The 14629-nt window shown below is 66.2% G+C and carries 9 protein-coding genes; 7 read left to right on the top strand and 2 right to left on the bottom strand.

Translation table 11 applies throughout. From position 1 onward, the window contains the following. Positions 1 to 47: 47 nt before the first annotated feature. Positions 48 to 2027 (top strand): GAF domain-containing protein, encoded by a 1980-nt coding sequence (locus tag GXY47_08815; protein NLV31244.1) that lies wholly within the window; start codon positions 48 to 50, stop codon positions 2025 to 2027. Here the strand turns inward: GXY47_08815 and GXY47_08810 are convergent. Together GXY47_08810 and GXY47_08805 are read right to left on the bottom strand one after the other, a co-directional pair. Further along, entirely contained in the window at positions 2024 to 2404 is a 381-nt protein-coding gene (locus GXY47_08810; protein ID NLV31243.1) for a response regulator transcription factor, read from the bottom strand. The two genes, GXY47_08815 and GXY47_08810, sit on opposite strands and share 4 nt — an antisense overlap. Before the next feature lie 137 nt (positions 2405 to 2541). Beyond that, on the bottom strand, positions 2542 to 3225 hold the full coding sequence (locus GXY47_08805; GenBank protein ID NLV31242.1) for a response regulator transcription factor: 684 nt from the start codon (positions 3223 to 3225) through the stop codon (positions 2542 to 2544). A gap of 357 nt (positions 3226 to 3582) precedes the next feature. On the opposite strand from GXY47_08805, the gene GXY47_08800 reads away from it, so the two are divergent. The 6 genes from GXY47_08800 to GXY47_08775 form a co-directional block, all read left to right on the top strand. Further along, the gene (locus GXY47_08800; GenBank protein NLV31241.1) at positions 3583 to 7983 is read left to right on the top strand and encodes a multicopper oxidase domain-containing protein; all 4401 of its coding nucleotides are present in this window, start codon (positions 3583 to 3585) and stop codon (positions 7981 to 7983) included. A gap of 85 nt (positions 7984 to 8068) precedes the next feature. Next, positions 8069 to 9682, top strand: a complete 1614-nt coding sequence (locus GXY47_08795; protein NLV31240.1) for an efflux RND transporter periplasmic adaptor subunit — start codon at positions 8069 to 8071, stop codon at positions 9680 to 9682. After that, on the top strand, positions 9679 to 12969 hold the full coding sequence (locus GXY47_08790; GenBank protein ID NLV31239.1) for an efflux RND transporter permease subunit: 3291 nt from the start codon (positions 9679 to 9681) through the stop codon (positions 12967 to 12969). The genes GXY47_08795 and GXY47_08790 overlap by 4 nt, the downstream gene beginning before the upstream one ends. A gap of 186 nt (positions 12970 to 13155) precedes the next feature. Beyond that, positions 13156 to 13848 (top strand): FKBP-type peptidyl-prolyl cis-trans isomerase, encoded by a 693-nt coding sequence (locus GXY47_08785; GenBank protein ID NLV31238.1) that lies wholly within the window; start codon positions 13156 to 13158, stop codon positions 13846 to 13848. Positions 13849 to 13966: 118 nt separating this feature from the next. Further along, complete coding sequence (locus GXY47_08780) at positions 13967 to 14395, top strand: hypothetical protein (protein ID NLV31237.1); 429 nt, start codon at positions 13967 to 13969, stop codon at positions 14393 to 14395. 59 nt (positions 14396 to 14454) lie between these two features. After that, positions 14455 to 14629 (top strand): hypothetical protein (locus GXY47_08775; GenBank protein ID NLV31236.1); only part of this gene is annotated, 175 nt, incomplete at its 3' end.

The following is a 14629-nucleotide window of genomic DNA, read 5'->3' as shown; positions in this document are numbered from 1 at the left end:
CGGCCGATGCCGGCATCCGGCCGGAAACGGGTCCTGGAGATTGCCCTGTGAGCGGAAAAAAGCGAGTCCTGCTGCTGATCGCGATCATGGCGGGCGCCTGCGTGGCGTCCACGGCCACCGCCGTCCTCCTTCTCTATCGGGTGGCGTTCGAGGAGCAGCGCGATATCCTCGTCTCCATCGCCCGGAACCACGCCCGCCTCATCGAGGAACTGACGGACACCGGCGGCGGGAGGGCGCCCGACGCATCCGGCGACCTGGAAGGCGAGCTGCTGCAGAAGGTGGCCGAAGCGCACAAGCATTTCGAGGGGATCGGCCATACCGGGGAGTTCAAGCTGGCCAAGCGGGTGGGCGACGACATCGTCTTCATCCTGGACCATCGCTACCGGGAGGACAAACAGGTCCCGGTCCCGCTCGACTCGGGCCTGGCCGAGCCGATGAGGATGGCGCTGCTGGGCGGTTCGGGCAGCATGGTGGGGCTGGATTACAGGGGGGTGAAGGTGCTCGCGGCCTACGAACCCGTTCCCGCCCTGGGCTGGGGCATCGTCGCCAAGGTGGATCTCGCGGAGCTGAGGGTCCCCTTCGCGCGGGCGGGGCTCCTCGCCATGATCATCGCCAGCGTGGTGGTGCTGGCCGGGGCCCTGCCCTTCATCCGGGTCACCAATCCCATCATCGCCCGCCTCCAGGCCCAGGCCCGGCGCCTGGCGAGGATGGTGGAATCTCTTCGGCGCAGCGAGGAGGAGCTGCGCCGGGCGCGCGACGAAATGGAGGGCCGCGTCAGGGAGCGGACGGCCGAACTGGCCGGGGTCAACGACCGGCTGGAAGCCGAGGTGCTGGAGCGCGCCCGGGCCGAGGAGCGCCTGCGCGCCCTCTGGGGCATCGCCGAGAAGGTGAACGCGGAAGCGGGCGACCTCTGCGACCATATCCTTGAAGGCACGCTCCGGATGACGCGCAGCCGCTATGCCTTTTACGGTTTCGTGAACCAGGAGGAGAGCCGGATGACGATGTATTCCTGGTCCCGGGACGCGCTCTCCGAGTGCGGGATCTCCCCGCGCCCGGAGGAATTCGAGATCGCCGGCGCCGGAATCTGGGCGGAGGCGGTCCGGCAGCGGCGGGTGGTGATCGTGAACGACTACGCGGCGGACCACCCGGGGAAGAAGGGGCTGCCGGAGGGCCACGTCCCCCTCACCCGGGTCCTGATGGTGCCCGTCTTCGGCCACAACCGGATCGTCGCCATCGTCGTGGCGGCGAACAAGGAGACCGGTTACGACGACGAGGATGTCCGGCAGCTGGAGGCGTTCGCCTCCGGCGTGCAGCTCATCATCGAGCAGCGCAGGATGGAAAGCGCGCTGCGCGACTCGGAGCGGTCGTGCCGGCTGCTGTCGCGCCAGGTCATCGACTCGCAGGAGAAGGAGCGGAAGTGGCTGGCTTACGAGATTCACGACGGCATCGGCCAGTCGCTGGCCGCCATGAAATACCGCGCGGAGGGGTGCGTCCGGATGGCCGGGAGCGCCCTCCCCGCGATCTCAGGGGAGCTGAATGCCCTGGTCGGGATGATCCGGGAGGCGATCGACGAGGTGCGCAGGATCCAGAACGACCTGCGCCCCGCGTACCTGGACGTGATGGGGCTGCTCGAAACGATGGCCGATTTCTGCGAAAATTTCCGCGCGACCTACAAGGGGGTGGATGTCTCCCTGAAAATCGACATCACCGAGCCGGAGGTCCCCGACGCCCTGAAGGTGCCGATCTTCCGCATTCTCCAGGAGGCGATGAACAACGCCGCCAAGCACAGTCATGCCGACCGGATCGCCGTCGGGATCGGCAAGGGGGAACGGATCGAACTGAGGATCTCGGATAACGGGGCCGGGTGCGACCCGGGGGAAACATCCTCCGCCGGCGGGCAGGGAAGGAACCTGGGGCTTTTCAGCATGAGGGAACGGGCCGAACTGAGCGGCGGTTCGCTCCAGTTCAGGTCCGCTCCCGGCGAGGGGACCGAGGTCAGGGCTTCCTGGCCCGTTCCCGATGTCTAAACCTCCCGAGGCCGGAAGGCACGGATGACGCGGATCAGGGCGGCGACCGGCTCGTTTTTGCCGAGGCACGAGGCCGCGCCGGCCCGGCGCATGGCCTCGGCGATGCTCCCGGACGGGTTGAGGCTATAGCCGATCACCCGGGTTCCGGGTTGAGCCAGGGCGATCCGCCGGGTCGCCTCGATGCCGTCGAGTCCCGGCATCTGCACGTCCATGACGATCACGTCCGGGCGGAGTTCGCGGGCAAGATCCACGGCCATCCGCCCGTCGGACGCCTCCCCCACCACCTCCAGGCTCTCCTCCCGCTCCAGGACGCGGGCAAGACTCTTCCTCAGGGCCGGGTGATCGTCAGCCAATAGAATCCGGATGGGTCTGCCCATGTTCCGAGCCCCGAAATGGACCATAAAGGGGAGAGACAGCGTCATTATCTTCGCAGGGGGTGCCGGGGTGTATCGGGGTTTCCCCCATGGGAGGGGGTATAAAACCCTGAGGGGCGGGTCCGGGATGCGCCCGGGAGTCAGGGTTCGAGGGGGGTCAGGCCTTCTCGGACCGCGTACTTGGTCAGCTCGGCGACGCTGTGGATATCGAGCTTCTCCATGATCTTCTGGCGGTGGACCTCGATCGTCTTCACGCTCAGGTTGAAGGACCAGGCGATCTCCTTGGTCGACTTCCCCTCGGCCAGGAGCTGCAGCACCTCGCGCTCCCGGGGGGAGAGGGGGGCGGCGGGGGTTTCGGTCTGGAGGATCTTCTGCACGTAATCGTTGCGCAGGACGGTGGCGACCTGGGGGCAGAGGTAGGTCTCGCCCGAGAGCACCGCGCGGATGGCGGAGAGCACTTCGTCGAAGTCGCAGTCCTTCAGCAGGTACCCCGAAGCCCCCGCCTTGAACACGTCCGCGACGAACTTCTGCCCCGAATACATCGAGAGGATGATGACCTTCGCCCCGGGGGAATGGCCGATGATCTGGCGGGTGGCTTCGATGCCGTTCATGTCGTGCATGGAGATGTCCATGAGGACGACGTCGGGGCGGTGTTCGCGGCAGAGCCGGACCGCCGTCCGGCCGTCCTCCGCCTGGGCCACGACCTCGATGCCGGGCTCGCTTTCCAGCAGGCCGCACATCCCCGAGCGGAGGATCTTGTGGTCGTCGGCGAGCACGACCCTTACCGTTTTGCGGCCGGTCCCCTTCCGCTCGTCCGATTGCATGCTGCCGGTCATAGGGCTTGTGTCTTCCTGGTTCAGAACGGCGTTTACAGCTGATCCATTATAATACCTCCCGCATTCCCCCGCAAAGGCGCAAGCATCCCCGCACCCGGTCACGCCCGGGTTAGGGATTTTGGAAGCCCCGAATAGGGGACCCCCTGATTGTGACCGAGGTCACGCAAATCATACATTGGGCTCACGACGACACCGGCATTCGGCCGGTGGTACAGGGAAATGAGTTCCTGAATGAAACAGCGAACAGGGTCCTCAAACATGAAGCCAGGGGTTGCCGCGGCTTTCGTGCCCGGGCAACACGGAGTGAATTTGGCATTCACGGGTGTGAATGAAAGGAGAAACCGAATGAAGAGGCACAAGGATTGGATATCTGTGCGTCTCCTCTTTTTGGCGCTGATGGCGCTCGCCCTGGGTGCAAGCCAGGTGCAGGCGCAGCCGACGGCCAAAAAAGAAAAGAAAGTCACCTATAGGGGCGGGAAGCTGACGACCCAGGAGCAGAAGGCGGCCGCCGAGCGTGCGGCCGAGATCGGCCTGCTCCCCGGCGCCGCCGCCCTGGAAAGCGCCGCGGCGCCCGAGGGAATCGAAGGCCCCGGCGGGGTTCCCCACTATTTCGGCCCCTACGGCAACTGGGCCTTCAGCCCGCTGCCCAAGGGTTCGATCGGCTCGATCGCCGTCGACAACGGCGGGAGCGGTTACACCGGCCCCACCGTGGAGATTCTCGATGTATACAAGACCGGCACCGGCGCCAGCGCGACGGCCGTATTGAATGGAGGTGTGATTGAAAGCATCACCGTCGACGCCGCGGGGACCGGGTACACCGCCCCGATGGTTGTGATCACCGACCCCACCGGGACGGGGGCGGAAGCGACCCCCATCCTCGCCGACCTTTCGGGCGGCATCCGCAAGTTTGTCAACCGCCTGCCTGGGCTCGGCTCCGGCGCGGCCAACGACCTCGGGCAGTTCATCCCCGTCGGGGTTCCGGAAACCACCGACCGGTTCAGCGGCCAGATGGCCGACTACTACGAAATCGCCCTGGTCGAGTACGAGGAACAGCTGCACTCCGACCTGCCGCCGACCAGGCTGCGGGGCTACGTGCAGATCGTTCCCCAGGGATGGTCAGGCACGGACGTCCTGGGAAACAGCTATTCGGCCGTGCCGCTGACGACCGAGAACGGGCTGACCGAAAACATCCAGATCGGGGGGGCGCAGGCTTACGGCGCCACTCGACCGCACTATCTCGGGCCCACCATCGTCGCACGGGGGCGGGTGCACGGAATCCAGAAGGATCCGGATGTGGCCGTGGCCGAGCAGGGGACCCCGGTGCCGGTGCGCATCAAGTTCTACAACCTGCTCCCCACCGGTGAGGGGGGAGACCTCTTCCTGCCGGTGGACGAGACGGTCATGGGCGCCGGGTACGGCCCGGCCGGACCGGGAGGCGCGTACGACATGTACACGCAGAACCGGGCCACCGTCCATCTGCACGGCAACAACACCATCTGGCTGAGCGACGGTAACGTCCACCAGTGGATCACCCCGGCGGGGGAGAACACCCCGTATCCCGCCGGCGTCAGCGCGCGCAACGTCCCCGACATGGACGGCTGCTCCTCCGACCCGAACGAGCCGCTTCTCCCGGGGGGCAGCGGGTGCATGACGCTCTATTACACCAACGCCCAGAGCGCCCGGCTGCAGTTCTACCATGACCATGCCCACGGCATCACCCGCCTCAACGTCTACTCCGGCCAGGCGGCCGGGTACCTGTTGACCGATGCGGTGGAGCAGGACATGATCCACGGCACCAACGTGACCGGCGTCAACCCGGACGGCCTCGAGGTCCTGCCGGGCCTTGGAATCCCGCTGGTCATCCAGGACAAGACCTTCGTCGACGCCGAGACGATCTACGCCCAGGACCCTACCTGGAACTGGGGCGTGACGCCCGGCGCCGCCCGTACCGGCGACCTCTGGTACCCGCATGTCTACATGACGGTCCAGAACCCGTGGGACCTCACCGGCACCAACGCCTTCGGCAAGTGGCACTACGGGCCCTGGTTCAACCCGCCGACCCCGGAATGCACCGAAGGGTCGCCGGTGGGCTGCATCGAGGTCGGCCCGGTTCCGAACCCCTACTACCAGCCGATCTGCGACGGCCTGCCGGACGCGGTCAACGCCGAGTGCACGGCCCCCTGGGAACCGCCGATGATGCCCGGCGTGCCCAATCCTTCCATGCCGGGAGAGAGCTTCTTTGACACGATGCTGGTCAACGGAACCCCCTATCCCTTCCTGGAGGTGGAGCCCAAGGCTTACCGGTTCCGCGTCCTGAACGCGTCCAACGACCGCTTCGTCAACCTGCAGCTCTACGTGGCGGCGGACAAGAATACCCCGACCACGGCCAACGAGAGCGGCAGCGCAACCGTGCTGTGTGACGGCGCGGTCACGGACCCCTCCCTGTGCACCGAGGTGAAAATGGTGCCGGTGAGCGTGCTTCCGGACAACCAGGACGGGGCGCTCGAGAGCGGGGTGCCCGATCCCGAAACGGCGGGACCGGAATGGTGGATGATCGGCACCGAGGGGGGCTTCATGCCGAAGCCGGTCCGGGTGCCGCAGCAGCCGGTCGGCTGGAACCTCGACAAGGGCTACTTCAGCTACGGGATCGTCAACCAGCACTCCCTCTACATCGGCGCGGCCGAGCGGGCGGACGTGGTGGTCGATTTCAGCGCCTACGCGGGCAAGACCCTCATCCTCTATAACGACGCGCCGGCGCCGGTCCCGGCGGGCGCCGCCCCTTTTGACAACTACACGGGGAACGGCAACCAGATGGACTCCGGCGCGGCGCCCAACACCCTGCCCGGCTACGGCCCCAACACCCGGACCGTCATGCAGATCCGGGTGGCCGCGGCTGCGGCCGTGCCCACCCCCGACGTCACCTTCGAAAACCTGGAAGCGGTCTTCGCGAAGACCGATTCGAAGCGCGGGGTGTTCGAGGTTTCCCAGGATCCGATCATCATCCCCCAGGAAGCCTACAACAGCGCCTACAACCAGTCGTTCCCGGCTTCGGCCGCCGAGCAGTACATCCAGATCGCCGAAACCTCCAAGACCTTCAATCCCATCGACGAACAGGGCGGGATTCAATCCCCCGTCACTCTGCCGCTCGAGATGAAGGCGATGCACGACGAAATGGGAGGCGTGTACGACACCATGTTCGGCCGGATGAGCGGGATGCTGGGGCTCAGTATCCTGAATTCCCCCATCCATGTCCTGATTCCGTATGGCCTGGCGTCCCCCCCCACCGACATCGTGATGGGGTCGATGGAGGCGAAGCCGATCGGCATCATGCCGGACGGGACCCAGATCTGGAGAATCTTCCACAACGGCGTGGACACCCACCCCGTTCACACCCACCTGTTCCACGCCCAGCTGATCAACCGCGTCGACCAGAGCGGCCAGGTGACCGCGGGGACGGAGCCGGTCGACCCGACCGAACTGGGCTGGAAGGACACCTTCAAGATCAATCCGCTCGAGGTCACCTACATCGCGATGCGGCCGACGATCCCGATGCAGGATCAGCTCCCCTTCGAGGTGCCTGACAGCATCCGGCTGATCGACCCGTCGATGCCGGAGGGGGCCACCCTCATCCCGCCGCCGCCGGCGGGATGGTTCGACCCGGCCGGAAACCCGATCCCGGAGATCCGCAACCATTACGTCAACTTCGGCTGGGAGTACGTGTGGCACTGCCACATCCTCTCGCACGAAGAGATGGACATGATGCACTCCCTGGTGTTCGTGGTCCCGCCGTCGCCGCCCACCGATCTCGCCGCCAACGTGACCGGGAACGGCAACAACCGGAGGGTCAACCTTTCGTGGACCGACAACTCCACCCGGGAGGCCCGGTTCACGGTGCAGCGGGCGACCAACGCCGATTTCAGCACGGGCCTGGCGACCTTCGACGTCGTCAACCCCTCGCCCGAAATCGGGTCCGTCGTGACGTTCCAGGATCGAAGGCCCCCGAACAACACCCTGTACTGGTACCGGGTATTCGCCATCGGCGAGACGATCGGGGACACCCAGGTCTACCCCACTTCCCCCATCGGCTTCCCGACCATGTCGGCCAACTCGGTCTCCGACGCCATCATGGTCCCGGTGGGGAACGCCCCGACGGCGCCTTCGGTGCCGGCGGCTCCGAGCAACCTTTCCGCGTCGGTGTCGGGGCTCCAGGTCGATCTGACCTGGACCGACAACTCCAACAACGAAACGGGTTTCGTCATCGAGCGCTGCATGGTCGTGGCGCCGGCGAACACCTGCGGCGACTACGCCCAGATCGCCCTGGCGGGAGCGGGAACGACGTCCTATTCCGACAACACGGTGCTGGGTGGGAGGCGGTACTCCTACCGCGTGAAGGCGGTCAACGGGGCCGGCTCTTCGGCCTATGCCACGCTCGACTGGCCGGTGACGGTGGCCGCCCTGGCGGCCCCGGCCAACGTAACCGTATCGGTGGCGCCCCAGGGCAATCATTACCGGGCGACTCTGAGCTGGGAGTACGCGGGAAGCGCGACCGGTTTCGAGATCCAGCGTGCCTCCAATTCCACCTTCACCTCGGACCTGGCCACCTTCAACGATTCGGCCAGCCCGCTGACCCAGAACGTGAATCGCAACTCCGTCTACTACTACCGGATCCGGGCGATCACGCCCACCGGTACCTCCGCCTGGACGAACGCGCAGCCGTTCCCCATACGGACCGGTCCGAATTTCTAACCGAAGTCTCCACCGGGGGAGGGAGCGATCCCTCCCCCTCAACCTTTTTATCGACAGAGGACTTATGAAGACGCCCGCGAGATTCATGACCATTGTGGTCCTGGTGGCGGGAACCTTTTTTGCCGGATACATGGCCAGCCGGCACATCGGTCCCGCCACCTCTTCAGCCGCCTCGGAGCAGGCGCCGGTTTACGCCTGCCCGATGCACCCGCAATACCGCTCCGACCACCCCATGGATTGTCCCATTTGCGGCATGCGCCTGGAACCGCTGGCGTCCGGCGGCGAGGGCGCCGCATCCGGCACGCACGGCTCCGAGGAGCCGGGGACGGTCCGGATCGGCTCCGCGAAGCGGCAGCTGATCGGCGTGCGCACCGACGAAGTCCGTCGTTCCTCCGCTTCCCAGGTCCTGCGGGTGCCCGGCCGGGTGACGGTGGACGATCAGCGGCTCTACCGCGTCATCGCGGCCACCGACGGGTGGATCCTCGAGCTGGGGCCGAATACGGTCGGCCGCTCGGTCAGGCGCGGCCAGCTGCTGGCCACCTATTACACCCGGGACCTGCTCGCCTCCGAGCAGCTGTTCCTGGTCAGCGTCAGCGGCAACAACCCGGCGCAGAGAGGGTCGGCCAGCTACGGTTCCCTCAAAACCGGGACGAGCCTGATCCCGCAGTACCCGGTCGATTCGCTCCGCAACCTCGGCATGAGCGACCGCCAGATCGCCGATGTCGAGAAGGCCCGCATCCCGGCGCCCGACATCAAGATCTACTCGCCCGTCACCGGTTACGTCCTGGCGCGCAACGTCTCCCCCGAGCAGCGGTTCGACAAGGGGACCGAGTTCTACCGCATCGGGGACATCAGCCGGGTGTGGGTCCTGACCGACATTTTCGAAAAGGACCGGGAATTCCTGACGCCGGGGACGAAGGCGACCGTTCTCTACCAGGGACGGAAGCTCGAGGCCAGCATGAGTGACGCCCTCCCGCAGTTCGACTCCGAGTCGCGCATCCTGCAGACCCGGTTCGAGCTGGACAACCCCGGACAGGTGCTGCTCCCCGACATGTTCGTCGACGTCGAGCTCGAGATCGAGAGGCGCGACGCCGTGACGGTCCCCGCCGACGCCGTCATCGATTCGGGGCGCAGGAAGACCGTCTACCTGGAGCGGGAAGCCGGGGTGTTCGAGCCGAGGCTGGTGGAAACCGGATGGCGCCTGGGCGACCGCGTGGAAGTCACCCGCGGGCTGGAACCCGGCGAACGGATCGTGGTCTCGGGCAACTTCCTGATCGATTCCGAAAGCCGCATGAGAATGCCGGCGGGCCAAACGGCCGCGGCGTCCGCCAAGGCCGGGACGGTGAAGGACCCGGTGTGCGGAATGGATGTCGACCCGAATTCCGACCGCACCCTGAAAACCGGGCACCAGGGCAAGACCTATTACTTCTGCTCGGAGATGTGCAGGAAGAATTTCGAGGCGAACCCGGCGAAGTATCTCCCCAAAAAAGAGGCGCCGTCCCAGGTCGCGACGGCGAAGGACCCGGTGTGCGGCATGGACGTCGACCCGGCTTCCGACCGCACCCTGAAAACCGAGTACCAGGGGAAGACGTATTACTTCTGCGCGGAAATGTGCAGGGAGAGGTTTGAGGCGGATCCCGAAAAGTATGTCCACGCGATGGCGGAGGGGGACATGCACGGGATGCACACCCACGAATGATCGCGCGCATCATCGATTTTTCCGCGCGCAACCGCCTCATCGTCCTCACCCTCGTGGCCGTAGCCGCCATCTACGGCTGGTGGTCGATGAAGCATGTCGCGCTCGACGCGATCCCGGACCTGAGCGACACGCAGGTCATCATCTATTCGCGCTGGGACCGCAGCCCCGACATCATCGAGGACCAGGTCACCTACCCGATCGTGGCCGCCATGCTGGGGGCCCCGGGAGTCCGGGCGGTGCGCGGGTTTTCCGATTTCGGGTATTCGTTCGTCTACGTCATCTTCGATGACGGGACCGACATCTACTGGGCCCGCACCCGCACGCTCGAATACCTCTCCGGGGTGCTCCAGTCGCTGCCGGAGGGGTGTAAAACCGAACTGGGGCCCGATGCCACCGGGCTGGGCTGGGTCTTCCAGTACGTGCTGGAGGACACCTCCGGCAACCATACCCTGGCCGACCTCCGGTCGCTCCAGGACTGGTACCTGCGCTACCACCTCCGTTCGGTGCCCGGGGTCGCGGAAGTAGCCCCCATCGGCGGGTTCGGCAAGCAATACCAGGTGAGCCTGGACCCGAACCGGCTCCTTTTCTACGACATCCCGATCAACGACGTGGTCGACGCCATCCGCGGCAGCAACAGCGAAACGGGCGGCCGCCTGATCGAACTCGGCGGCGCCGAATACATGGTGCGCGGCCGCGGTTACGCCCGGTCGCTCGAGGATCTCGAGTCGGTCGTGGTCGCCGCCAGCCGGAACGGAACCCCGATCCGCGTCAAGGACATCGGGCGGGTGGCGCTCGGGCCCGATATCCGGCGCGGGGTCGCGGACCTGGACGGGACCGGCGATGTCGTCTCGGGCATCATCGTGATGCGCCAGGGGGAGAACGCCCTCGACGTCATCGGGAGGGTGAAGGAGAAGATCCGCCAGATCGAGCCGGGGCTCCCCCCCGGGGTCCGGGTCGTCCCGATCTACGACCGTTCGGAGCTCATCCACAATTCGATCAACACGCTGCGGAACACCGTCATCGAGGTGATCGTCACCGTGTCCCTCATCGTGCTCCTCTTTCTGTGGCACATCCCGAGCGCGCTGATCCCGATGATCACCATCCCCGTCGCCGTCCTCATCGCCTTCATCCCCTTTCGGGGGATGGGGATCACGGCCAACATCATGTCGCTCGGGGGGATCGCCATCGCCATCGGAGCCATGGTGGACGCGGCCATCGTCGTGGTCGAGCAGGCGCACAAGAAGCTCGAGGTCTGGGAGGGTTCGGGGCGGCGCGGGGATTACCGCGAGGTGGTCATTTCGGCGGTGAAGGAGGTCGGGAGCACGAGCTTCTTCGCCCTCCTCGTCATCGCCGTCTCGTTCATCCCGGTTTTCGCCCTGGAGGCCCAGGAGGGGCGCCTGTTCAAGCCGCTGGCCTATACGAAAACGCTGGGGATGATCGTGGCCGCGATGCTGGCCATCACCCTCGACCCGGCGCTGCGCCTCACCTTCACCCACCTCAGGAACTTCAGCTTCCGCCCGCGGTGGATGTCCCGCACGGCCAACGCGCTCTTCGTGGGCCGGATCCGGTCCGAGGACCATCACCCCGTCAGCAAGGGGCTGATACGGTTCTACGAACCGGTCTGCAGGTGGTCGCTCGAGCACAAGGGGGTCGTCATTGCGGGAGCCCTGATGCTCATGATGGCCACCATCCCGGTCTTCATGTCGCTCGGCTCCGAGTTCATGCCCCCGCTGTACGAAGAGGCCCTGTTCTACATGCCTTCGACCATGCCGGGGATCTCGATCGGGGAGGCGCAGCGGGTGCTGCAGGTCACCGACCGGTTGATCCAGTCGGTGCCGGAGGTGGACCGGGTGCTGGGCAAGGCGGGGCGCGCGGAGACCTCGACCGATCCCGCGCCGCTGTCGATGCTGGAGACCATCATCACCCTCAAGCCGCGTTCGGAGTGGCGCCGGGTGCCGACCTGGTACTCCTCGTGGGCCCCCGACTGGCTCAAGCCGGTCTTCCGGAGATTGACGCCCGATACGATGTCGCCCGAGCAGCTCGTGGACCGGTTGGACGAAATCGTGAAGGTCCCGGGGGTCTCCAACGCCTGGACCATGCCGATCAAGGCCCGCATCGACATGCTGAGCACCGGGATGCGGACCCCCGTGGGCCTGAAGATCCACGGGGACGATCTCGAAAGGATCCAGGAGATCGGCATGCAGGTGGAAGCGGTCCTCCCCGCCGTCAGGGGGACGCGCAGCGTCTTCTCCGAGAGGACGTCCGAGGGGTACTTTCTCGATTTCCAATGGAACCGGGACGCCCTGGCCCGCTACGGGTTGACGATCGACGACGCCCAGACCGCCGTGCAGAACGCCATCGGCGGCGAAAACGTGACCACCACCATCGAGGGGAGGGCGCGGTACCCGGTCAATGTCCGCTACATGCGCGATTTCCGCTCCGACCTGGAAGCGCTGGGGCGCGTGCTGGTCCCGGCGGGGGGGAAGCGCCAGATCCCGCTCTCCGACCTGGCCGAGATCGATACGGCCAGCGGCCCCGGCATGATCCGCAACGAAAACGGGCTCCTCACCGGCTATGTCTACATCGACCTCGACGACCGCGACCCGGGCGGCTACGTGAAGGAAGCCCGGGAGGTGGTGCGCGAAAAGGTGACGCTCCCTCCCGGGTACGCCATCATCTGGAGTGGCCAGTACGAGGCGATGGAGAGGGTCAACCAGCGGCTCCTGCTGGTGGTGCCGATCACCGGGTTTCTGATCCTCCTGCTTCTCTACCTGAACACCCGCTCCGCGGTCAAGACCATGATCGTCGTCCTGGCCGTCCCCTTTTCGGCCATAGGCGCGATCTGGTTCCTCTATTTCCTCGGCTACAACATGAGCGTCGGGGTCTGGGTCGGGTTGATCGCCCTGCTGGGGGTGGACGCGGAGACCGGGGTGTTCATGCTCCTCTACCTCGACCTGTCCTACCGGCAGGCCGGGAAGGAGGGGAAGCTCCGAACGATCGGACAGTTGCGGGAGGCGATCGTGCACGGCGCCGTGAGGCGCATCCGGCCCAAGTTCATGACGGTGGCGACGGACTTCATCGGCCTGGTGCCGATCCTCTGGGCCACCGGGACCGGTTCGGACGTGATGAAGCGGATCGCGGCCCCCGTCATCGGGGGGGTGTTCACGTCGTTTTTGCTCGAACTGCTGGTCTACCCGGCCATCTACGAGATCTGGAAATGGCATTTCGAGCTCAAGCGGGGGAAGGCCGTCCCGGTGTCGGGCGAGGTCCCGGAGTTCAACGGTTAGCAGGAGACGGGGGTGCGGAGTGGAAACGCGGCGTGGATTCGGAGCCCGGCGGGCGTCGGTTCCGGCCATGGCTGTTTTCCCGACCCGCGCCCTCCAGCGCCGGCCGCGGCCTCGGCCGGCGCGTCCGGGGGGCCGGAGGCGGTGTCCTCCGGTTCCCTTTGAACCGTCATTACGAGGAGGGAGATCATGAATATCGGACTCAAGGCTTTTTTGGCGCTGACGTTTCTGGGCGCATCGCTGCCGGCGCAGGAAACCCCGGTCCTCGAATCGGAGGTCGACAAGGTGAATTACGGCATCGGGGTGGGCGTCGCCCGGAATTTCGGCAACCAGGGGCTGGAGGTCGACCTGGAACTCGTGATCCGGGGGATGAGGGACGCGCACGCGGGCGCCCCGCTCCTTCTGACGGAGGAGGAACTGGCCCGGACCATGAACGCGTTCCAGAAGGAACTGCGGCGCAGGCAGGCGGAGGCGTTCCAGGCGGCGAGCGAGAAGAACCTGAAGGAAGGGGAGGCGTTCCTCGCCGCGAACGCGAAGCGGGAGGGGATCACGGTCCTCCCGAGCGGACTCCAGTACAGGGTTCTGGAGACGGGCGCGGGGAAGATACCCACTGCCGCGGATTCCGCCGAATGCCACTACCGCGGGACCTTCATCGACGGCACCGAATTCGACAACTCCTACAAGATGGGAAAGAGCGTGACCTTCAAAATCCAGGGGGGCGTGATCCCGGGCTGGAGCGAGGTCCTGAAGCTCATGCCCGAGGGTTCGAAATGGGAGGTGTTCCTCCCCGCCCGGCTGGCGTACGGGGAGAGGGGAGCGGGGAGCCAGATCGGCCCGAACATGGCCCTGGTGTTCGAGATCGAGCTCCTGGCCGTCAAATAGGGTAGGGGATTTGGAAGGCCCCAATAGGGATCCGCCTGATTGGCGCGGCTCCCGGACGGGCATATAAACAGGGAGGGTCCCATCCAGGCGGGTGGGTTCGGGCCGGGGGGCGAGCGACATGAAACTTTTTCGGGCGGCATCGAAGAGAGGACCGGGGTTGGCGGCGGCCTTCCGCCCCTTCCCCCTTCTGCTCGGGCTGATGCTGCTCGTCGAGACCTGTGCGCTCCCCATCCCGGCCGCCTTTCTGCTGATCAGCGCCGACGCCGCGGCCGTCACCGACGGGTGCGACACCGGAAGCTGCTGCACCGCCCTGTGCTACGTCGACGGGCACGGGGTCCACCACTGCGTGCACAAGCATGGCGCCGGCTGCGGGCACGGGGCGGAGCCCGAACCCTCCGACAGCGTTTCCGTGCTGCTGATGACGCTCGCAGTCTGCCCGGAGGCCCAGCCGCCCCTTCCCGGTCTCGAATCCGCCGGGGTGGTCTCCCGCGTCCGGGTTCTCCGCGCCTCCCATGATCCGGCCATCCCGATCCCCCCTCCCAAATAGCGCCCCCTCTGCGGCACAGCCGTTTTTTTTGCCTGCAACCAAAGGAGGAGGGTCTGCTCATGAGAACATGTATATGGATAATGGCAGTGCTGGCGGTCGCCCTGGGTGCCGCCCCGGGCGTCGCCGGGGAGAGTCCCGCGGCGGTGCTGGGCATCATCACGGGGCCGGACGGGGCCCGTCTGCCGGGTGCAACGGTCTCGGCCCGCCTGGAGGGATCGGAAGAGTCGGTCCGGG

Source organism: Acidobacteriota bacterium (genome assembly GCA_012729555.1).
GTDB lineage: Bacteria > Acidobacteriota > UBA6911 > UBA6911 > UBA6911 > UBA6911.
This window is presented reverse-complemented; position numbering and strand designations above follow the sequence as displayed.